Consider the following 21,494-nt stretch of genomic DNA (forward strand, 5'->3'; position numbering starts at 1 on the left):
GACGTTTGTTACTGTTCACACACGTGTGCCCAGCAACGGGATTTTGCCGATGCTACGCATTCCAAATCGGCAAAATCTGCTGCCGGAACTGTATCGTACGGAATTTTCAGTTCAGAAAATTCCTACCTGTGAACAGCAACCGACGTTTGCATATAACAATAGGGCAGGATCCCGAAGAATCCCACCCTACTATATAAATACATTATTCAGAATAAATCTGCTCTATCCTATTTCACGCCAAAGATAGCCATGAATGTACCTGCTGCTACGGCAGTACCGATAACACCAGCTACGTTCGGTCCCATTGCGTGCATCAGAAGGAAGTTGCTCGGATCTGCCTCAGAACCAACCTTCTGGGATACACGTGCTGCCATCGGAACTGCAGATACACCTGCGGAACCGATCAGCGGGTTTACCTTACCATGAGTTACCTTGCACATAATCTTACCGAAGATAACACCTGCTGCAGTACCCAGAGCGAATGCAATCAGACCCAGAACTACGATCTTGATGGTATCCAGGTTTAAGAAAGCCTCTGCACTGGTAGTAGCACCTACGGAAGTACCCAGGAAGATAACGACGATGTACATCAGGGCGTTGGAAGCAGTCTCTGTCAGCTGCTTAACAACACCAGACTCACGGAACAGGTTACCAAGCATAAGCATACCAACCAGCGGAGCAGTTGTCGGCAGAATCATGCAGACAACGATTGTAACAACAACCGGGAACAGAATCTTCTCCAGTTTGGATACCGGACGAAGCTGCTCCATACGGATCTCTCTCTCCTCTTTGGTGGTAAGGAGTTTCATGATCGGCGGCTGGATAATCGGAACCAGAGCCATGTAGGAGTAAGCTGCTACGGCAATCGGTCCCATCAGACCTGTCTGACCAAGTTTACCAGCCAGGAAGATAGAGGTCGGGCCGTCTGCACCACCGATGATGGAGATAGCAGCCGCAGCCTTATCGTTGAATCCCATGAAGATAGCCATGAAGTAAGCGCCGTAGATACCGAACTGAGCAGCTGCACCGAGCAGGAAGCTCTTCGGGTTAGCGATCAGCGGACCGAAGTCTGTCATCGCACCGACACCCATGAAGATGAGGGATGGTAAGATACTCCACTCATCCAGTAAATAAAAGTAATGTAAAAGTCCACCAACTCCGTTCGATGAGTCTTCAATCGATCTCATAATATCCGGATAGATATTTACAAGCAGCATACCAAAGGAAATCGGAAGAAGCAGTAACGGCTCGAATCCTTTTCCGATTGCCAGATACAGGAAAATCAGCGCTACGAAAATCATAACGATGTTTCCAAATGTCAGGTTTAAGAATGCTGTCTGCTGAAGAAGATTGGACAATGTAGTTGTTATATATTCCATATTAATTCCTCCAAACGGAATAACATATCCCGTATTTTTTCAGCCAGTTTTATAAAAATTAGATTAGTTTAATGTAGCAAGAACTGCGCCCGGTTCTACCATATCGCCTACTGCAACATTAACACTGGCAACGGTACCGTCCTGAGGAGCTACGATCTCGTTCTCCATCTTCATAGCTTCCAGAAGCAGGATAACCTGACCACGTTTTACAGCTGTGCCAGCTGCTGCCTTAATACCAAGGATCTTACCTGGCATCGGGGATGTGATGGTTACGCCGCCTGCTGCCGGTGCTGCTGCTGGAGCCGGAGCTGCTGCCGGTGCTGGAGCTGCTGCTGGAGCCGGTGCTGCTGCGCCTGCAAATCCTTCTTCTACGGTTACCTGATATGCTGTACCATTTACGGTGATAGTATAATTCTTCATTTTAAATTCCTCCAGATTTTATCGATGATTATTTACGTGTAATGGAGCGGATATTTACGCTGTCTGCCGGTACGCCGGTTGCTGCTGCGATCGCTGCAGTGATAACTGCTACCAGTTCTCCATCGTTTGCCGCATTGCCTGCTGCTGGTGCTGCGGTACGTGCCGGCGCTGCTGCCGGTGCTGCAGTCTGTACAGGTGCCGGTGCTGCTGCCGGTGCCTCTGCTCCTGCTTTTTTAGCCTTTACATTTGCCTCAATCTCGTTAACCTTCTTGAAGCTGCTGATAATTAAGCTGATGAAAATCAGTACCAGGAATACGGTACCCATACCCATCAGGGTATTTAATGCTGCCTTCTCCATCTTCTCACCGAAGCTGTAGTTTACAACAAAGGATAACTCAGTCGGTACCAGAGAAGTACCGCCGTAGCTGCTTACGCTCTCCTCAGCGGTCAGGGAGAAAGTCAAGTTTCTCTTCTCAAAGGAAGCCTGAACAACTGCTGTGTAGCTGTCATCATCGGCGCGCTCTACGGTCACGCTCTGAATCTCACCCATCTTGCCTAAATCGTCCTTAGAACTGGTCCAGGAAGAAATTGCAGACTCAATGACTGTGTTTTTCTGCTTCTCAGCCTGTTTCAGCTGTGCTGCCAGATCTTCGTCACTGTAGCTGGCGAACTGCTCCAGATAGCTCTTAGCGCCATCGCTCATGGTCTGCTCGATCTCCGGAGAAATCGGCTCTACCGCTTCTTCAGAAGCGCTACCACAGGCGGACAGAGCGAAAAAGCAGACTGCCATGCAAAGTACAAGCAGCATTCTTTTCATATTCTGTTTCATAAATGTGTCACCTCGTAATTAGATCGTTCCATGCTTTGACGGACGTCCCTCTTTCTTCGTGAATCATATCCTGACAGCATCCATGTTTCTTTCATGGCGCCATCCGTGATACTTCCCACCTATCTGTGTTTGCAGGTGTTTTTGCAAAATTTCCAGAGCTTGTCATCCACTCCGGGAATTCTCCATCTGACACGCTGCGGCAGCAGAGGATTGTACAATCTCCTCTGCATACATAAATGGCATGCACTTCCGTCTATGCGAATCCGACTTTAATAGCCATGCATACATAAACATCTGTACCACTGACTTGTTATTCGATTCTCACATAAGCGCTGTCCGGTGCCTGACTGATGACAAACACTGCCCTCATCCCTGTTTCCGGAAATGATTCCGGCAGCCAGCCGCACTGACATCCCTTTTTTAGCACTACAACTCCGCCGACGGTTCTGATTATATAATCATTATACAATATGTAAAAACACGCTGCTTCCATGCAGTACTAAATCCGGAATCTGCATTCTCCGACCTTTCCCTGCCTGCGTCTTAGCGCAGCTGCCTGCCTGCGAACCACTGCTTTCACAGTTTCCTGCTGACAAACGCCCCGCTTTCGCACTACTTCTGTGCCCGCCATCCCGATTCTGCGCTTTTGCCGATATAACGCATACCGAGGCTCTTCCTAATTTGCAGCCAGAAGAGCCTCGCATCTTTCGTCAAATCCGCACCGGAACAGCCGCAGCTTATCTTGCACATACAGTTGATATAGCAGTTTGAAACGTCATGTTATGCCAGATTACTTATGCTGTTTCCCTCCATCCCATAAGCAAGTCCTTTTTTTGCCTGTTTAACATTGTATAATGAGGTTGGCAAAAAAGCAAGTTATTTCCGTTCGAATTTGTTTACTTTTTCATTTTTTTAACTGAATCAGCTCCAATATCTGGGTACTGGTTCAAATCATATTTATATTATACCCCTGCCGGACCAGACGGCTGCACCGGTGACTGGCTTCCGGTTGTCGGAGTCTGTCCATCCGTCGAACCGCCATTTCCCGCCGCATTCTCCTCCGGCAGAACTACCGTGCAGCTTCCGTCTGCCGCTGCCTGCCAGGTATTTCCATCCATCTCGAACGTAATACCTGCGTACATCGCGCCGCTGGCATCCAGGTAATATTTCTTACCGCCAAGATCCAGCCAGCCGGTCTGCATCACGCCGGACTCGTTCATGTAATACCACTTTCCGCCGACTGCCTGCCAGCCCGTCGTCATGGCGCCGGAGCCGTCAAAGTAATACCAGCTTCCGCCCAGGTTCTGCCAGCCCGCCTGCATCGCGCCGGATGCGTTCAGATAATATTTCTTGCCGCCCGTCTCCAGCCAGCCCATCTGCATCAGACCATTGTCCGCCATGAAATACCAGCTCCCATCAACCGCACGCCAGCCCGTCGCCTGCTCGCCCGATGCATCAAAATAACGCCAGCCGCCGTCCAGTGTCTTCCAGCCGGTAATCATATGACCATCCGCCTCCAGATAATACTTTTTGCCTGAAAGCTCCAGCCATCCTTTAGACGGATTGCCCGCCGCATTCATATAGTACCAATTCTGACCATCGTTAATCCACGCCGATTTCTGCATCACATGGTTCTGATAATAGTAACGGTTCCCCGCGATCGTCCGCCAGGTATTGCCCGGAATGATCTGCGTATAATCTTTATACAGATAATCAATATCCACATTGCCGTTCACGCCCTTGACCGAACCGGTGTTGGACGCCTGCCACATCGAGGTCTTTGAATATGTATACTTCTGCTGGTATTTTGCCACCCATATATCATACGAAATCTTCGACATATCGATCTTATTGGCAATCCAGTATTCATTTGCATAGACCATCGGATAATATCCTGCATCCTGAATCCGCTTACAGAACGCGTTGATCACATCGCTGACCTGAGACTGCGTCAGAGTTCCCAGCGTATTAGCATCCTCGGCATCAAAGACAACCGGAAAGGAGATAGGATAATCCTTGATAAGATTCAGGACAAAATCCGCCTCCTGCTGCGCCATTTCGACCGAAGTCGCATACGAATAAATGTACGCGCCCAGTCGCAGCCCTGCCTGGCTCGCATTTGCCGCGTTCATAGCGAAAAACGGATCCACATTACCGCGGAACCGGGTTGCCAGCATCGCAAACTGTACATTATCCGATGCCACCTGGCTCCAATTTACATTCTGCTGCCAGTAAGACACATCCACGCCGCGCGCAATCGCACCGATCCCCTCATTCTCCGTCACCCGGTACACGCCAAGCCCCGATGTGACCGCGCTCACACCCCCATTGGAAACAGAAGTCGAACCGCCAGAGCTGCCTGTACTTCCCGAATTGGAGCTGCCCGAACCGCCGCCCGGCCCCGCATTCGAGGATGACGATGTAAGAGAAGAATCTCCCGCCGGTCCTGCCAGCGCTGTCATCGGCTGAAAACACAGCGCTGCTGCCAGCATGCCAGCCGCTGCCCGTGAAAGCACACGCGCGCGCCCCATCCTTTTTTTGTTCATTCTATTCCGATTCATGCCAAAAAACCTCCTTGATTATCCTTTTATACCTGTTGTCTGTTCACCATTTATATACATTTCCCCGCCTGATCCGGCGGGGGCATATGCGAAACAAATATGGTTCATCCACACACTGTGTAACCAACAGCAGAACATTTCCTATTATAACCTAGTTTAACAGATACTCCCCATCCACTTCAATAGAGAAACTTTAAATAAAATCTGTCAAATTTATTACAGAATGCTTCCCTTTCTGCTAAAAGAATGAAGCCGTCCATGCCAAAAACAGGATTTTCAAGCAGAAAAACACAATAATGCCGGAACAAAGCTTTCCCCCGTTCCGGCATTTCATTTTTGCATATTCAGTTTTCCGCAAAATTCCACTTTTCTTTATTCCTGCAAAGGAACTTCTGTTCTCCTGAAAGATTTTTTCCTATTTCCGATTCCGGTTCATCAGGCGGATAATGTACAGAAACAGGTTGATAAAATCGAGATACAGCTGCAGCGCTGAGAATACCGATGCTTTCTGAAGCAGCTCCGGATCCGCGGAGAAAATCTGGTAATTATCCCGGATCTTGGTTGTATCATAAGCGGTAAAGCCTAAGAATACCACGATACCGGCATAGCAGAGCACTGTCTCAAAGCTGCCTAGATTTAAAAACATTGAAAGCAGACCAAAGAGAATCAGAAACAGCAGTCCGCCAACGAGCAATGGACGGATTCCGCTCAAGTCCAGCTTGAAGATCAGGCTGACGCCCGCCATCATTCCGAAGAACAGCGCGGTCGCCGCAAATACAAACACCATCTCCACAACACCGAAGATCAGGAAATACATCGAGAAAACAACGCCGTTTAAAGCTGCATAGAATAGAAACAGCCCTCTCGCCGCTCCCACCGATAACTTGTGAATCCGGGCACTCAGCCAGATCACCGTCAAAAGCTCCAGTCCCGTCAATGCGAGGGTCGCATATGGAACCTGAAATACATACAAAATCGCTCCCGTCACGTATCCGGCTAATGCGATGCCAAATGTCACAAGAAGCCCTGCAAACATCCATAAATATGTCTTCGCCACATACTGTCCCAGTGTCTCATGGCGTTCCCCCGCCATCTGCCAGGACTCATTCATTGGTTCATAGCCCATAATTCTGCCTCTCTTTCTGACCAGCGGCAAGTGCCTCTGCCCTCTGTTTCGAATCTCCGTTTTATCTGCCGCTTGCGCGGCATCCATCCAGGAAGAAACACTGTCACCTATCTTTTGTAACATAAGAATATCACACTTTCTGAAAAAAATCCAGTACCACCCCGTTTTGTCAATCATTTTCGAAACCATGCATAACTATTTACAGGTTATGAAGCTCCCGCCTCTTTTTCTTCCACGAAAGCGGCACATTCCATTTTTTCAGCGCACTGAAAAAATAATAATAAATATTAAAGAGAACCGTTGTGATCGTCCAGGTCAGCGGATAGCTGAATACTACTGTCAGGATATCCGGGCGGATCGGAACAGCGATCAGGATCCAGACAACCCGCAGGACGCACACGCCCAGCGCCGTCATAATCATCGGAATCCAGCAGTCTCCCACACCGCGCAGTGCGCCGGAATAAATCTCAATACAGAGGTATGTCACAAATGCCGGCACCAGGAAGTGAAGAATCTTCATGCCGATCGCGATTACCTCCGCATCCGTTGTGAACAACAGATAAATATAGCCGCCCGTCAGATACAGGATCGTGCTCAGCCCCACCGTGATAATACAGGAAATTCCCAGGCAGACGTACACGCTGCGTTTCACACGGTCCAGCCGCCCCGCGCCGTAATTTTGTCCGACAAAGGTCGTGATGGAGATCCCCAGCGCATTAATGATCATCCAGTAAGTGCTGTCGATCTTTCCATATGCAGCCCACGCCGCCACCGTGTCTGTTCCCAGTGCATTGACGCTGCTCTGGATCACGAGGTTGGAAAAGGAATACATAACCGACTGGAGTCCAGCCGGAAACCCAATCCGGATGATCCGCACCAGAATCACCGGTGTGATCCGCGTTTTCCGGATCTCAAACCGGTACGAGCCATCCGCACGCATCAGCGTTCCCAATACCAGACACGCACTGACCACCTGGGAAAGAATCGTCGCCACCGCCGCGCCACGCACGCCCATCCGAAGTCCTACTACAAACAACAGATCGAGCGCAATGTTTGTAAAACAGCTGATCACAAGGAAATAGAACGGTCTTTTGGAATCACCGATTGCCCGCAGGATTCCGGCACCCATATTATATAAGAGGTTCGCCGTGATTCCGACAAAATAAATGTGCAGATACCCGCTTGCATTGTCCATGATATCCTCCGGCGTCCCCATCAGGCGAAGCGCCGTGTCGGAAAAAAGGAGTCCGCCAACCGTCATGAGGATACCGCACAGCAGCGAAAAGGCAATCGCCGTGTGGACTGCCTCGCTGACCCGCTGACCGCGTCCCGCCCCGTAAAACTGGGCGATGATAACTGTCGCACCCGAAGAAAGTCCTACAAAAAAGCCAACCAGCAGGTTCGTAAGCATCGATGTGCTTCCGCCGACCGCCGCCAGCGCTTCCTTTCCGACAAAACGGCCTACTACCACCGCATCTGCCGTATTATAGAGCTGCTGAAAAAAAGTTCCAAATAAAATCGGGAAGAAAAATAGCAGAAGCTGTTTCCAGATCACTCCCTCTGTGATCGCATTTGCCCGGCCAGTCTCCCCGGTTTGTCTGACTCCCTCTTCCCGTCTGGTATCTTTCATCCAATCCACCCCCTCTTATGTTCTTTGTCTCTGTTTCCTGTATGCATCCTGCTCACAGATATTTCACCTATAGGAATTCATATGTCTTTTCGTTATTCTTCTCCCGCAAATCCCATTTCCAACTCAATTCAGCTCCGCAATCCGCGAGATCCCCACATAGATATGAGAAATCTTGTACCAGGTAGCAAAATCCACCACGCCCGTCTGCGGAAGTCCAAACACCGACTGGAACGCCCGTACGGATGCCTCCGTTCCGGGTCCGTAGATCCCGTCCGGCGTAACCCGCGGGATCGCTGTATACACAGTCGCCACCGCATCAAGCTGCTGCTGCAGCTGCCGCACCTTATCGCCGCTGGACCCCACCTTAAGCGGTTCCCCCGGATAGGAGATCGGGATTCCTGATATCTGTTCCGCAGTGTTGATGTAAATACTATTTCCATAGAAGCGCCGCAATATCTCGATCGCGCTGTATCCCTGTTCTCCCAGACTGCAGGATCCCCACTGGGTCATCCAGCCCGGGCAGGACACCCGCCGCCCGTCGCAGTACTGCGTCAGAATCGGCTGCCTCACACCGGGGCGGGACAGATAGTTGTCAAAAATGTCATCCACCACCTCTGAGATCGGCTCAAAAATATCGCGCCCGTAAATCCATTTGTGATCGAATGCCGTTGAGGATGTAATCGTAAAATCGTAGCCCTGGTTCCGATACCACTCCGTATACACCCGGTTCAACGTAAACGACATGATTGCCAGCACATTAGCGACGATTGTGCTGCGCGGCCAGGTCGCATAAATCTCGCTCGATGCCACGTTCTTGATATAATCCCGGTATGCCACATAGTAATCTTTTGCGGACGCATTGGTCGGTGCACCGTCATGCACGACGATCGTCTGCGGCACCACCACGCGGCTCAGCACGATCTCTCCGCTCTCCTGCACTGGTTTTACCTCATCCTCGGCAATCTTGGGCGGATAGGAACCATATAAGGTATGGTCCGGAATCTGGATATTCTCCTCCGCTCCGGTCTGAGCCGGAAGCGGAATCATCCGGATCGGCTGGACTGCCAGCACGCCCGCCAGCACCTCCGTTCCCTTTACCTTCACCGGCCCATAGCCCTCTGCCCGCACTTCCACCGTATAATCCGCATACGGCTTTTCCCGGTTCTGTTCTTCCAGTGAAAGCAACGCAGGAGGCGCCGCTACCGCAATCTCCTCCGTCTGCCCGGATAAATTGGTTCTAAGCACTTCCTGCGTCTGTCCTGATTCTCCATAGCTGATCGAAGCCTCTGCTCCCTTAATTGGAAAATTGTTTTCACTGTTTACCACATCGATCCGCAGATAGCCGTCCTGCATTCCAGTTGTCTCACAGATTCGGACACGGTCGAACGAATGATAGCGCATACACGCAGCCTCGCATTTATTTTACATGGTCATTTACAGTTTATATCCGGCATCTTTTATCTATGCCGGTTTTTAACCGCTTTTTTAATGTTTTACTGCCGTATCTTCCTTGTTTTCCTCTTCTAAATTGCTCGCGTCGCCTCTGCCAGCCACATCTTCTCTTCCTCCATCATATACGGAGACAGCTTCTCATACACGCCCTTATGGTACGCGTTCAAAAGCTCGCGGTCGCGCGCTTCCATAAGCGATACATCGATCGTGTCCAGATCGATCGGAACCCAGGTCAGGTTTTCAAATTTCATGAACTGACCAAATTCATTCTTCACATCTTTCACACAAAGCATCAGATTCTCCGTCCGGATGCCAAATTTTCCTTCCAGATAAAGCCCCGGCTCATCGGAGGTAACCATGCCTTCCTCCAGAACCGCATTTTCAGCAGGCGATGTGAGCAGCCTCCATCGGATGGAATTCGGGCGCTCATGCACACATCCCAGATAGCCGACACCATGCCCTGTTCCATGGTTGAAATCCAGACCGTTTCTCCACAGGAGTTCGCGCGCAATATAGTCCAGGTTGATACCGCGGCAGCCATACATAAACTTCGCATCCAGCAGACGCAGCATCGAACACGCCACCAGCGTACAGCAGCGTTTTTCTTCCTGCGTGATCGGTCCGACCGCGATGGTACGCGTCACATCCGTCGTTCCCTCATAATACTGTCCGCCGGAATCGACCAGATACAGCCCCTTATTCGGCACACTGCTCTTCTCTGTCTCAGACGCCGTATAATGGCACATCGCCGCGTTCGGTCCCCACGCAGAGATCGTCGTAAAGCTCATATCCAGGCAGTTTTTTTGCTCCAGGCGCAGCTTATCCAGATATTCCCCTGCGGTCCACTCGTCCAGTCCTTTTTCGCCTGCATGTTCCTTCACCCAGCGCAGGAAACGGGTCAATACCAGACCGTCCTGCACATGCACACGGCGCATATTTTCCTGTTCCACTGGATTTTTGACTGCTTTGGCCGCTGCCGTCGGATTCATCGCCTCGATCACTTTCACGCTCGCATCCAGGCACCGGAACAGACGGTAATTGATCTTCGACTTTTCCAATAAAACGCGCTCATAGCGGAATGCGGATGCAATCTGGTATACCGCCTCATATGGCATGATCCGAACGCCCAGTCCATGCAGATAGGCACGTACTTCTTCGTTCAGCGTCTTCTCATGAATAAAGAGGAATAATTCCTGTTTTGTCACAATCAAGTAGGACAATACAACCGGCGTATGTACAATGTCATCACCCCGGATATTTAAAAGCCACGCGATATCATCAAGACTCGTCAGCAGATGCACCGTCGCCTGACGCTTTTTCATCTCCCCGCGCAGATCTGCAATCTTCTCCTCCGCCGGTTTTCCCGCATACTTCTCTTCCAGAATCCAGACCGGGTTCATCGGAAGCGCCGGGCGGTCATCCCAGATACTCCCAACCAGATCCTCACCCTCCGAAATGCGTACCTTTTTCCCGGACAGTGCTTTCGCGATGCGCTCGCCCTCTGCCGTATCGACCACTCTGCCGTCAAAACCCAGAACACCCTGTTCCGGCATATGTTTTTTCAAAAATTCCAGCGTCGTCGGCACGCCCTCCTGACCGGAGCGGTAAAGTTCCACCCCGCTGCCGGAAAGCTCTGCTGCCGCCTGCACAAAATATCTGCCATCCGTCCAGAGACCTGCGTCCTCCATCGTAATGACCGCCGTTCCCGCCGAACCGGTAAAGCCTGTCATATATTTCCGGCATTTGAAATACCCGCTCACGTATTCCGAGCCGTGGAAATCCGATGTTGGAATCAGATATGCGTCCATTCCACGCTCCGCCATCTTCTCGCGAAGCTGTTCAATTCTCTCCCGAACCTCACGTCCCATTTTTCTGCCTCCTGTTGTTTCTCTATTATCCATTTTTCAACGCATCTTTGATCGCCTCCGTGATCGCCTCACTGTACGTCGGATGCGCGCGCATCGCCGTCGAGAGCTGATATGCCGTAAGACCATTGGCGATCGCCGTTGCCATCTCTCCGATCATGTCCGTCGCACGCGCACACATGATCTGCGCCCCGATCAGCGTGTTGGTATACGCCTCAAAAATCAGGCGCACAAAACCGCGGCTGTTTCTCGCTAAAAGCGCTTTTCCATTTTCCGTCATATATGCCACACCGCACTTGATCTTCATATTATAAAGGCGGGCGTCATTTTCCGTAAATCCAACCGCCGCAATCTCCGGCTCCGTATAAATACAGGTCGGCACAACCGGAAGCACGACATACATACCGTTCGGCACGACCGAAAGCTGCATCCGGTGTCCGCGTCCCGCCAGGTTTTCGACCAGATAAGCCGCATGGGACGCTGCCACATGGGCAAGACGTTTCCGCGCCACGGTATCGCCGATCGCATAGACATTTTCCTGCGTCGTGCGGTAAGTTCCCTTGATGAGCGGACGCCCATTTTCCAGCTGTACCTGACAATCGTCCGCCAGAACCTTCGACATATTCGGGCGTCTGCCGACTGCCACCAGCACGCGGTCCGCCGGGCTTTCCTTCCAGCCACGCTCACAACGGTAATTGACCGACACCGTGTCGTTGCCGCGATCCTTGATCTCCATGACCTGTACATTGCAGTGGACTTCAATACCCTTAGAACGCAGATTTGCTTCCATCTGCTCGGAAATCATCGGATCCATCGACTCCAGCAGACGGTTTGCCTGCTCCAAAAGCGTTACGCGGGAACCGAGCGCCGCGAAGATCGTCGCGATCTCCACACCGATGACACCGCCGCCGATGACCGTCAGACAGTCAAAATTCCAGTCATCCATCCGCAGAATATCACGGCTTGTCATAACCTGCGGCAGATCAATTCCCGGGATATCCGGAATCACAGGGCTGGAACCGGTTGCCAGAATCACATTTTTTCCTTTCAGCGTCAATGCGCCTTTGGAGGTCGTCACACGCACCACATTATCCGCATGCAGGCGCGCATCGCCGTGAATCATCTCCACCTCCGCTTTTTCTAACATTCCCTGAATCATTGAGCGGAATGATTCCACGGACTCATTTTTATAAATCTGCATCTGCCGCCAGTCAAAGCTGACCTTCTCCGCCACGATGCCAAACCGGAATGCTTTCAACATATCCCGATAGACTGCCGTCGCCTGCAGAAGCGCCTTGGCAGGAATACAGCCGGTATTGACGCATGAGCCGCCCAGCGCTTTTTTCTCGATCAGGACTGCATCCATCCCCATCGCCGCCGCACGCAGCGCTGCCGTATATCCCGCCGGTCCCGCACCGATAATAATTAAATCATAGATATGATCCGCCATATAAATATCCTATCCTCTCATTCTATGGGCTTCCCATTACATAAAAAGAATGTGCCTTTTTGTGTAATAGGGAATTCTAATGAATTTCTTATTACACAAAAAACTGCCGCAGAAAATCACTTTCCCGGGCAGCTTTTCATCAATTTTATTTTTACAGCAGATGAATGTTGTGAGCCTCTGCCTCTGCGCGCACACCGTCCGGCCAGATCGACGCCTGCACCTCTCCGATATGTGCTTTCCGCAGAAAGAACATACAGATACGGGACTGACCGATACCGCCGCCGACTGTATACGGAAGCTCTCCCTCCAGAACTGCTTTCTGGAATGGCAGCTCCGCGCGTTCCTCACATCCCGCCTTTACCAGCTGCTCTTTCAGGGAATCCTCATCAACACGGATACCCATGGAAGAAAGCTCCAGTCCGATATCCAGAACTGGATAATATACCAGAATATCGCCGTTTAATTTCCAGTCATCATAGTCCGGAGCACGACCATCGTGCTTCTCACCGGATTTCATCTTGTCACCAATCTGCTCAATAAATACCGCACCATGCAGCTTCGCAATCTTATACTCGCGCTCCTTCGGTGTGCAATCCGGATACATATCTTCCAGTTCCTGGGTCGTCACAAATGTGATATTTTCCGGAAGATAACGTCCAATGTACTCATATTCATATGCCATATAGTCCTCGGTCACTTTCAGTGCCTTGTAAACCGAACGGACAATGGATTCCAGTGTCTCACGGGTACGATCTTTTTTACTGATGATCTTCTCCCAGTCCCACTGATCCACATAAATGGAATGGATGTTGTCTGTATCCTCATCACGACGAATCGCGCTCATGTCGGTGTAAAGGCCTTCACCTTCCTGAAATCCGTACTCTTTTAATGCCTGACGTTTCCATTTGGCGAGAGAATGTACAATCTCAGCCTTCCGATCTTTCTGCTCCAGAATCCCAAAGGATACCGGGCGCTCTACGCCGTTTAAGTTATCGTTCAGACCAGATTCCGGCAGTACAAAAAGCGGTGCGGACACACGGGTCAGATTGAGCTGTTTTGCCAGTTCTCTCTGAAAAAAGTCCTTGATTTCCTTGATAGCAACCTGTGTTTCTCTCAAATCCAATACCGGTTTATAACCAGCCGGAGTAATTAAATGTTCCATCTGTTACATCCTCTCTTTTTCCCGGTGCGTGTCCGGTTCCCTGCCGCACTGCCGATTTCTGCAGCCGCAGTTCATCCTTTTAGTCAAAGCTTGCAGGCACGCGCCTTTTAAGTCATTTCTTGTTATTGTACTGCATGGAATTTCTACTCAAAGAAACTCACCTGTGGACAATAACCGTTTGGTAGCTATTATATCATTTATATAGGAAAATGGGAACAGGTAAAATAGGAAAATAACTTCTTTAAAATAAATGAAGGTGTTCGCACGCTTTATAAATTCCATCTTCCCCGATCGGTGCCGTCACGTAATCGGCTACTTTTTTAAGCGCATCCACTGCATTTCCCATCGCCACGCCGATGCCGGCTTCCTGCACAACCTCAATATCATTCATGCTGTCGCCAAATGCCACTGTATCGGAGAGATCTTCTTTTTCTCCAAAATACACCGCCAGCCTGCGGAGTCCGTCCGCCTTGGAATTGCCTTTCTCGACCACATCCGCGCCATGTCCGCTCGCAAACATCGGCAATTTCAGGGTCGGAAATTCCCGTTCCATCTCCTTCACCTGTTCACGGCTGCCGACAAACGCCAGTGTCCGGACCGGCATCGTGAGCATCTTCCACGGATTCTGGAACTGCCGCCCGCAGCTTCCCCAGAAGCGGATATCATTAGCCGCAATGATCTCCGGATGGATATAGTAATCTTCATCCCCCACCGTCATGCCGATTCCGAATCCCTTTTCATCGCAGAAACTCAGCACCCGGCGCAGGAGTTCCGGATCAAAGATGTGCTCAAACAGCAGCTTATCTCCCACTGTGATCTTCGTCCCGTTCATATGTACAATCGCATCCGGACGGACGATGTCCCGGTACGATGTACTGTAATAATTATCCATATCGCGCCCCGTTGCCAGCACAATCTTGTACTTCGGGCGCAGCTTTTCAATCGCCTCCAGCGCACTCGGTGTGATCTGATCCGTCCGGTGGTCTAAGAGGGTCATGTCGAGGTCAAAACTTATCATGATGTTCTCCTTGGGGTTGGTTACTACAAAAGGTCACAGCCGAAGACTCTGCTATGACCTTTTCTTTTAATTATCCACGTTTTCATCATACCATTTTTCAAATTTGGAGTCAATATTGGGAAAATATTCATTCTATTGATCCATTCCATTGATTCGTAAAATTCCACTCAACCATCAAAATTACATCAAAAAACAAACATCCGGCAGCGAAAATTTAGAAGTCATAGTTGATTTTTGATGTAATTTTGATATAATGATACGCATATGATATTTCAACAAATGGCGGTATATGTCAGCTGAACATTTGGCAAAGTACAGCTATGATTTATTTTCGGGGTATGGCGTAGCTTGGTAGCGCGCTCGGCTGGGGGCCGAGAGGTCGCAGGTTCAAATCCTGTTGCCCCGATTTTTAGCGTATTCTTAGAGTTCTTAATAACTGAAGGGAAGAAAGCCGGGCAGCTCTCACCGCCCGGCTTTCTTTCCCTCAGTTCACACCTCGTGCAAATTGAATCGCCCTCTCTAGTTTCCGCAGCCACAGCCGCCATTATTGCCGCAGCCGCAGCCAGACTGGCTGTCTCTTCCGGCATCATAGCCATCCCGATAGCCGATTGCATAACCATCGTTGAAACCTCTCCGATAGGAATTTCTTCCGTTATTTCCACAGCTATTCCAGCCCCATCCATTATTTCCACAGCCGCCGCATCCTCCGCAGTGTCCACAACCATTACCCCAAGACCAACACATATGATAATCTCCTTTTCATTTTTCATTGATACTATATCATATGCCTGTCAACGCAAAGTGTGTCCCACTTCCCCGGAAGCCACACTGTCAGCCGTTTCAAGCATCTGTCCCAAAACAAGCCACCAGCCATTTTCTCTGCATCATGGCAGCAAAAATGGGCGCATGCCAGACACATCACGCCCACTTTTATCTACTTACACCCGGAAGTTCCGGCTCTTAAACACATACACATGTGCGAACAGTGTCACCAGCACAACTGCCGCCAGCACCAGATCGCCCGTACCGCCGCCCAGATGAAACGCCATGCCAAACAGCGACAGCGTATCAATCGCAAACAGCCATTTTTCAACCGCATACACCTTTTTCAGGTTATATTTCTTCGGATCGATCGAATCCGATATAAAAATCAGGAAATCTTTGCCGCAGAACAAATCAATTGTCTCTGCCAGTCCCAGACACCCCGTTAAAAAGAACAGTATATCCATCCGCATTCTCCTTCCCTAGAACCGCTTCCAGGTTTCCCTTGAAAACAGCAGAAGTACCGGGAAAATCTCCAGACGTCCTGCCAGCATATCAAAAATCAGAACCACTTTTGAGAAATTACTGAAAAATCCAAAGTTTCCGGTCGGTCCGACCAGCGCCAGACCCGGTCCGATATTATTAAACGTAGCCGTAACCGCCGTAAAATTCGTCACCAGATCGTATTCATCCAGAGAAATCAGCAGAACAGATACCGTAAAAATGAGCACATACGCAACCATAAACACATTCGTCGAGCGCACAACCTCATGCTCCACGATCTTTCCATCCATTTTGATCTTCTCCACTGCACTCGGGTGCAGGTACTGTTTCAGCTCCTTTTTTACCGATTTAAGCAGAATCAAAACACGCGACACCTTGATACCGCCTCCGGTACTGCCCGCGCAGGCGCCGATAAACATCAAAAGTACCATAATCGTTCTTGAAAGCTGCGGCCATTTATCAAAATCCACCGTGGCATAACCGGTCGTCGTGATAATCGAACCGACCTGGAATGCCGCATCCTGGAATGCCTGCAGTGCATTGCCGCAGAGTGCTACCGTATTGACTGTAATGATGCCAATCGCCGATGCAATGATTAGAAAATATGCCCGGACCTCCTGCATTTTAAAGGCCTGTCCCATCTTCCGCATCAGCAGAAAGAAGTAAAAGTTAAAGTTCACTCCGAACAGAATCATAAACACCGTCACGACATTTTTCTGAAATGCCGTGTAGCTCGCCAGACTATCATTCCGGATTGCAAAACCACCCGTACCTGCTGTTCCGACCGTGATCGTGATCGCGTCAAAAATCGGCATTTTCCCAAGAATCAGAATCACAGCCTCAAGAATCGTCATTCCCAGATAAATCTGGTATAACAGCTTCGCCGTCATCTGAACCTTCGGAACGAGACGGCTCACGATCGGTCCTGGGCTCTCCGCCTTCATCAAATTCATATGGGAACCGCCCACCATCGGCAGGACACTCAGAAGGAATACCAGAACGCCCATACCGCCGATCCAGTGCGTAAAACTCCGCCAGAATAATAAGCATTTCGGCAGCTGCTCCACATTGCTCAGAATACTTGCACCGGTCGTCGTAAAGCCCGATACCGTCTCAAACAGGGCGTCGATCGGATTCGGAATATAGCCGCTTAATACAAACGGCACTGCTCCCATCACACTGAGTAAAACCCAGCTTAGAGAAACCGCCACAAAGCTCTCCGCCACATAAAAGATCTGATTTTTCGGTTTCCGGCGTACCAGAATCATACCAACCATCAGGCATACTGCCATCGTTGCCAGAAAGCACCATACCTCCGACTCACGGTAAATCAGTGCCACTGCCGTCGGAAGCGCCATAAAAGCCGCCTCAAAATTCAGGATCCAGCCTATGACATAAAATACAATCGAATAATTCATCTATGCCGCCTACTTTCTCAGGATGTCACGGATATCCCGCAGACCTTTCTGGCTCGTCAGGACAATCACTGTATCGCCCTGCTGGATGCAGTCCTGTCCACGCGCGATCTTGATATTGCCGCCGCGGTTGATGCATCCGATCAGCAGGTTGCTCTTGAGATTCAAATTCATCAGCGGAATGCCCGTCACTTCCGACTTCTCGCGGATCACAAACTCCAGCGCCTCCGCCCGACCGTCGAGAATATGGTACAACGTCTCCACATTGCTGCCGATCGTATTCTGCATCGCGCGCACATACTGTAAAATGTAGTCCGCCGTGATGTATTTCGGATAAATCAGACTTCCCAGGTCCAGCTTGCTGATCAGCTCGTCAAAGGCGATCCGATTAACCTTTGTCACCAGCTTCGCGCTGGAATTTTCCTTCGCATACAGCGCAAGGAATACATTTTCCTCATCCATATTCGTCAGGGTGACAAATGCCTCCGCCGTCATCAGCCCCTCTTCCAGAAGAAGCTGCCGGTCCGTTCCGTCACCGTTGAGGATCAACGCATCGTCCAGAAGCTCTGTCAGAACCTCGCAACGCGCTTTATCTTTCTCCACAATTTTAACCCGGATCTTCATCGCAGCCAAAAGTTTCGCCAGATAATAAGCAATCGTACCGCCTCCGACAATCATCGTATTTCTGACCTGGTTCGTCTGGATGCCGATCTTGCGGAAAAATTCTGCCGAATTTGCCGGGGAAGCGATAATCGACACCATATCCCCGTTTTTAATCACAAATTTACCATCCGGGATCGCCACCTCATCGCCGCGCTCAACACCGCCGATCAGGACATCGCAGCGGAATTGGCTATCAATATCCATGACCGAAAGCCCGTCCAGCTTAAACTCCGGTTTTACCTTAAATTTCAGAAGCTCTACCTTTCCCTTGGCAAATGGATCGATCTTGATCGCTGACGGGAAGCGCAGAATTCTCGAAATCTCCGTCGCCGCCGCATATTCCGGGTTAATAATCATGGAAATTCCCAGCTGCTGCTTGATAAAGGTAAGCTCGTTGCTGTAAATCGGATTCCGCACACGCGCAATCGTGTGGCAATGCCCCACTTTTCTCGCAATCAGGCAGCAGAGAAGGTTCATCTCATCCGACCCTGTCACGGCAATCAGCATGTCCGCCGTCTGCACACCTGCCTCGATCTGCATGGAAATGCTGGCACCATTTCCCACCAGCTTGATCGCATCGATATCATCTGACACCCGCTGCATCCGCTCCGCAGACGTATCGATCATCACCACATTGTGATCTTCCCGGACAAGCTGCTCCGCCAGCGTCGTACCAACCTTGCCGCATCCGATAATGATTATATCCATAGTTTCCTCCGTTATTTTCTGTTTATCCGCCATACCGATACAGATTTATATACAAAATAAAAAATGTGCCTTAACACTTTCCTATGACGGAAAAAGGGTGCCTGAAAACCGCGCCCTAATCTATACGGAATTATTATAACACCTTCTGCGAGTTTTTGAAATATAAATTGTGTTAAGAGGGGATTTTGTGGGCGTTTTGAATATATTTGTCTCTTTCGATCCCAAAAGTGCCTACCCGTGTACAGTAACTTTCCTCCCTTTTTGGCAAGATAAATTTCTTGACTTTTTCAGAAAAAACAGTATACTTAATATATATTTGCAGATATGGTTCATCGGTAGAACGCTAGCTTCCCAAGCTGGAAAGGCGGGTTCGATTCCCGTTATCTGCTTTTTTTGATGGATGCAGAAACCCTTGTAAATGCTGGATTTTTCCTTTATTTACAAGGGTTTCCGGTGTTTTTGGAGCATCTACCACGAAAGCATATTTCAGTATAAAGAACCCCTTTTTCTGGGGAAATATCACACGAAAAAGGGCTGTTTTTCCTTTATTTTCAAGGAATGACAGCCCCTTATTATGCGCTTATATTGTGTTTTTCATCATATTTTATCGTATATGTCCGTCCTCTGCTATCCGATCTGCGGTAATCATCCAGCCATCCGAATCAAACGCATACGCCTGCCCGTCAATCTGGCAGACTGCATCGTACCGGTAGGTGTACCCACTCAGCAGATACCACCAGCGCCCGTCCTGGCACACCCAGCCACTAAGATACTTGCCAGACACCCAGCCGTCCGCAGTCTGGATCCACGGTGCTCCGCTGACAAAACACTTCCGGATCGGCTGCACCTGCTGATCCTTACTGTATCGCTTGCCAGAGTCAGCACCTGCCGGAGCTGTCCGGATGATGAGTGAGGACGCAGTGATGCTCAAGCCGTGTGCGCCGCTCTTGATGTCCTTGAGATCCGCCGCTCCGGCATCGCTGTCGGCTTTGACTGTCGCTACATCCATTTTAGGCCAGGTCTTTTTAAACGCCTCAAAGGTGCCGTAACGCTGTTTAAGAATATTGGTGCCGCTGCCCCAGTCCGGCAGATAAAGATGTGGCTTGTCTACGATGCTACGCCAGTCTCCGCCCCAGGCAAGTCCTAAAGCTTTTGCCAGCTCTGCGGCCTTTTTAAACATACCTGTGCTGTCATTGTAGGCATCGTCTGACACGCTGCCATCGCCGTCCACATCCATCTTAAGATAAAAATCAAAAGCACCCCCCCACTGATGCTGACTGCTATATCTACTGCCTTTGGCATTGGTTACAATGTTGCCAGGCTTGGTACGTCCTTGCGCGTACAGAGCGTCCTGCTCCGCCACCGTCCGCAGTGTCTCTCCGATGGCTACTGTGATACCCTCGGTCGCACAGGCTTTGATCCAGGCGGACGCAATGCGCTGGAGACGCGGATGGCATAATGTGATATCTCTCATAGATTTGTCCTCTTTTCTTTATGATATGAAAAATATGACATTTTGTTTTCCGGGGTATCTTGCAAAGAATTTTCGCATATGCTATAATGCCGATAGGCTAAGAGATAGTAGTTGTCCATCACAGGCAACGACAAAACCCCCAAGGATCGCGACTCCTTGGGGGTTTTTATTCCTACTATCGGCTTTCGTCGATTTTCCCCTATTGTTGCGATGCCGCAACGGCAGCCATGCCCCGAACTGCCGCGGGAGATAGTCGGAGCACCTCCTTCTACTCTTCTTTTCCTGACTGCTTAAAAATCTGGTTTACATACGTAGACAATCCCGCCACAAGGACGCCCTGTGTAAGTGCCGTGAAAACTGCCAGCGCGATATCCTGACCACTGCCGCAAGCACAGGTAGCGAACACATAGATGGCACAAATCGCAACGCCAATCAGCCCATTAATGAGTGGGATGTATTTGTCTTTCACTGTCTCGCTCTGCTTCAGCCACATCCCAATAAAGTACAGCACTACTGCTACTACAAGTAATTCCGGCTTTACATAATCTTTAATCTGCATACCTTATCCCTCCATCTGCTTTTCCAAATCTGCGATCCGATGGTTTGCTACCCGGATCTGTTCCTGCATCACTGCCTCGGTCTCCTCTAATTTATATGTACGCTCAATTACTGTATGAAAGCAATTATGAATGATGAAGTCATGGAACGACTGATTGATACGCTGATGTAGTTGCAGAAGAAAGAAAGCACCGATCTGCCTCTTTTGAAAAAGCAGCTTGCAGAAACGGAAAAAGGTATTAACAATATGCTCAACGCCAGCGAACCTCACATGGCTAAAGTCACGTGCTTCTCGGCCGTTTTAAACGGCAAGACTAAATATCGGCGGATACGCCAGTAACTTAGAATTCGTGCGGATACGCACTTTTCCCATGCCGGATACGGCTGGTTTCCACATTACAGGTAGTCCGCTGTATATCTGCCTGCATTTATGCCGCTTTTAAGTTATTTACTTCTACATAAAGCTTTCTTAAATCTGCATAAACACAAGAGGTTCTACGCTTCACTGCAGGTACTTT

The 21,494-nt window shown here is 49.8% G+C and carries 17 protein-coding genes and 2 tRNA genes; 2 read left to right on the top strand and 17 right to left on the bottom strand.

The annotated features are described in order from the left end of the window. Positions 1-227: 227 nt before the first annotated feature. The 11 genes from DXD12_RS04050 to DXD12_RS04105 all read right to left on the bottom strand — a co-directional run bounded on the left by DXD12_RS04050 (position 228) and on the right by DXD12_RS04105 (position 14,892). Positions 228-1,379, bottom strand: a complete 1,152-nt coding sequence (locus tag DXD12_RS04050) for a sodium ion-translocating decarboxylase subunit beta (protein WP_022360208.1) — start codon at positions 1,377-1,379, stop codon at positions 228-230. Between the two features lie 63 nt (positions 1,380-1,442). Further along, positions 1,443-1,799 (bottom strand): biotin/lipoyl-containing protein, encoded by a 357-nt coding sequence (locus DXD12_RS04055; RefSeq protein ID WP_106999722.1) that lies wholly within the window; start codon positions 1,797-1,799, stop codon positions 1,443-1,445. A 28-nt stretch (positions 1,800-1,827) separates the two neighbouring features. Continuing rightward, entirely contained in the window at positions 1,828-2,628 is an 801-nt protein-coding gene (locus DXD12_RS04060) for an OadG family transporter subunit (RefSeq protein WP_022360206.1), read from the bottom strand. A gap of 962 nt (positions 2,629-3,590) precedes the next feature. Next, complete coding sequence (locus tag DXD12_RS04070; RefSeq protein ID WP_227589530.1) at positions 3,591-5,189, bottom strand: GH25 family lysozyme; 1,599 nt, start codon at positions 5,187-5,189, stop codon at positions 3,591-3,593. 415 nt (positions 5,190-5,604) lie between these two features. Continuing rightward, positions 5,605-6,315: a Bax inhibitor-1/YccA family protein gene (locus DXD12_RS04075; RefSeq protein WP_107000382.1), complete on the bottom strand. Its 711-nt coding sequence runs from the start codon at positions 6,313-6,315 to the stop codon at positions 5,605-5,607. Positions 6,316-6,514: 199 nt separating this feature from the next. Next, positions 6,515-7,945, bottom strand: a complete 1,431-nt coding sequence (locus DXD12_RS04080; protein WP_118293742.1) for an MATE family efflux transporter — start codon at positions 7,943-7,945, stop codon at positions 6,515-6,517. A 123-nt stretch (positions 7,946-8,068) separates the two neighbouring features. Beyond that, complete coding sequence (locus tag DXD12_RS04085; RefSeq protein ID WP_270228600.1) at positions 8,069-9,346, bottom strand: peptidoglycan-binding protein; 1,278 nt, start codon at positions 9,344-9,346, stop codon at positions 8,069-8,071. A 122-nt stretch (positions 9,347-9,468) separates the two neighbouring features. Continuing rightward, the gene (locus tag DXD12_RS04090) at positions 9,469-11,265 is read right to left on the bottom strand and encodes an aminopeptidase P family N-terminal domain-containing protein (protein ID WP_118293744.1); all 1,797 of its coding nucleotides are present in this window, start codon (positions 11,263-11,265) and stop codon (positions 9,469-9,471) included. 25 nt (positions 11,266-11,290) lie between these two features. Further along, entirely contained in the window at positions 11,291-12,712 is a 1,422-nt protein-coding gene (lpdA, locus tag DXD12_RS04095; RefSeq protein WP_117795214.1) for a dihydrolipoyl dehydrogenase, read from the bottom strand. Positions 12,713-12,863: 151 nt separating this feature from the next. After that, positions 12,864-13,874, bottom strand: a complete 1,011-nt coding sequence (gene asnA, locus DXD12_RS04100) for an aspartate--ammonia ligase (protein ID WP_022360200.1) — start codon at positions 13,872-13,874, stop codon at positions 12,864-12,866. 241 nt (positions 13,875-14,115) lie between these two features. Continuing rightward, positions 14,116-14,892, bottom strand: coding sequence for an HAD family hydrolase (locus tag DXD12_RS04105; RefSeq protein ID WP_118293745.1), 777 nt, complete (start codon positions 14,890-14,892; stop codon positions 14,116-14,118). A 332-nt stretch (positions 14,893-15,224) separates the two neighbouring features. Here DXD12_RS04105 and DXD12_RS04110 point away from each other — a divergent pair. Continuing rightward, positions 15,225-15,298: transfer RNA gene (locus DXD12_RS04110), tRNA-Pro, on the top strand. 113 nt (positions 15,299-15,411) lie between these two features. On the opposite strand, the gene DXD12_RS04115 is transcribed toward DXD12_RS04110, so the two are convergent. From DXD12_RS04115 to trkA, 4 genes are all read right to left on the bottom strand, one after another. Beyond that, positions 15,412-15,636 carry a hypothetical protein gene (locus DXD12_RS04115; RefSeq protein WP_106999714.1) on the bottom strand — a complete coding sequence of 75 codons (225 nt, stop codon included), beginning with the start codon at positions 15,634-15,636 and terminating at the stop codon, positions 15,412-15,414. Positions 15,637-15,830: 194 nt separating this feature from the next. Continuing rightward, positions 15,831-16,121 (bottom strand): hypothetical protein, encoded by a 291-nt coding sequence (locus DXD12_RS04120; protein ID WP_022359095.1) that lies wholly within the window; start codon positions 16,119-16,121, stop codon positions 15,831-15,833. A 15-nt stretch (positions 16,122-16,136) separates the two neighbouring features. Continuing rightward, a complete protein-coding gene (locus DXD12_RS04125) occupies positions 16,137-17,576 on the bottom strand; it encodes a TrkH family potassium uptake protein (RefSeq protein WP_118637478.1) in 1,440 nt (479 codons plus the stop codon). 9 nt (positions 17,577-17,585) lie between these two features. Continuing rightward, a complete protein-coding gene (gene trkA, locus DXD12_RS04130; RefSeq protein ID WP_118637479.1) occupies positions 17,586-18,944 on the bottom strand; it encodes a Trk system potassium transporter TrkA in 1,359 nt (452 codons plus the stop codon). A 318-nt stretch (positions 18,945-19,262) separates the two neighbouring features. On the opposite strand from trkA, the gene DXD12_RS04135 reads away from it, so the two are divergent. Then, a tRNA-Gly gene (locus DXD12_RS04135) sits at positions 19,263-19,333 on the top strand. Positions 19,334-19,548: 215 nt separating this feature from the next. On the opposite strand, the gene DXD12_RS04140 is transcribed toward DXD12_RS04135, so the two are convergent. Both DXD12_RS04140 and DXD12_RS04145 read right to left on the bottom strand, forming a co-directional pair. Further along, positions 19,549-20,418 (bottom strand): M15 family metallopeptidase, encoded by an 870-nt coding sequence (locus DXD12_RS04140; RefSeq protein WP_118637480.1) that lies wholly within the window; start codon positions 20,416-20,418, stop codon positions 19,549-19,551. Positions 20,419-20,686: 268 nt separating this feature from the next. Then, positions 20,687-20,977, bottom strand: coding sequence for a phage holin family protein (locus DXD12_RS04145; protein WP_022359091.1), 291 nt, complete (start codon positions 20,975-20,977; stop codon positions 20,687-20,689). Positions 20,978-21,494: the final 517 nt, after the last annotated feature.

It is taken from the genome of Clostridium sp. TF11-13AC, from assembly GCF_003481065.1.
Taxonomy (GTDB): Bacteria; Bacillota; Clostridia; order Lachnospirales; family Lachnospiraceae; genus Otoolea; species Otoolea fessa.

Excerpts from the sequence above, each read along its gene's own strand:
- DXD12_RS04085 (WP_270228600.1), bottom strand. The coding sequence starts at position 9,346 with ATGCGCTATCATTCGTTCGACCGTGTCCGAATCTGTGAGACAACTGGA.
- asnA (WP_022360200.1), bottom strand. The coding sequence starts at position 13,874 with ATGGAACATTTAATTACTCCGGCTGGTTATAAACCGGTATTGGATTTG.
- DXD12_RS04105 (WP_118293745.1), bottom strand. The coding sequence starts at position 14,892 with ATGATAAGTTTTGACCTCGACATGACCCTCTTAGACCACCGGACGGAT.
- DXD12_RS04080 (WP_118293742.1), bottom strand. The coding sequence starts at position 7,945 with ATGAAAGATACCAGACGGGAAGAGGGAGTCAGACAAACCGGGGAGACT.
- DXD12_RS04145 (WP_022359091.1), bottom strand. The coding sequence starts at position 20,977 with ATGCAGATTAAAGATTATGTAAAGCCGGAATTACTTGTAGTAGCAGTA.
- DXD12_RS04120 (WP_022359095.1), bottom strand. The coding sequence starts at position 16,121 with ATGGATATACTGTTCTTTTTAACGGGGTGTCTGGGACTGGCAGAGACA.
- trkA (WP_118637479.1), bottom strand. The coding sequence starts at position 18,944 with ATGGATATAATCATTATCGGATGCGGCAAGGTTGGTACGACGCTGGCG.
- DXD12_RS04140 (WP_118637480.1), bottom strand. The coding sequence starts at position 20,418 with ATGAGAGATATCACATTATGCCATCCGCGTCTCCAGCGCATTGCGTCC.
- DXD12_RS04070 (WP_227589530.1), bottom strand. The coding sequence starts at position 5,189 with ATGAATCGGAATAGAATGAACAAAAAAAGGATGGGGCGCGCGCGTGTG.
- DXD12_RS04115 (WP_106999714.1), bottom strand. The coding sequence starts at position 15,636 with ATGTGTTGGTCTTGGGGTAATGGTTGTGGACACTGCGGAGGATGCGGC.
- DXD12_RS04075 (WP_107000382.1), bottom strand. The coding sequence starts at position 6,315 with ATGGGCTATGAACCAATGAATGAGTCCTGGCAGATGGCGGGGGAACGC.
- DXD12_RS04050 (WP_022360208.1), bottom strand. The coding sequence starts at position 1,379 with ATGGAATATATAACAACTACATTGTCCAATCTTCTTCAGCAGACAGCA.
- DXD12_RS04090 (WP_118293744.1), bottom strand. The coding sequence starts at position 11,265 with ATGGGACGTGAGGTTCGGGAGAGAATTGAACAGCTTCGCGAGAAGATG.
- DXD12_RS04060 (WP_022360206.1), bottom strand. The coding sequence starts at position 2,628 with ATGAAACAGAATATGAAAAGAATGCTGCTTGTACTTTGCATGGCAGTC.
- DXD12_RS04125 (WP_118637478.1), bottom strand. The coding sequence starts at position 17,576 with ATGAATTATTCGATTGTATTTTATGTCATAGGCTGGATCCTGAATTTT.
- lpdA (WP_117795214.1), bottom strand. The coding sequence starts at position 12,712 with ATGGCGGATCATATCTATGATTTAATTATTATCGGTGCGGGACCGGCG.
- DXD12_RS04055 (WP_106999722.1), bottom strand. The coding sequence starts at position 1,799 with ATGAAGAATTATACTATCACCGTAAATGGTACAGCATATCAGGTAACC.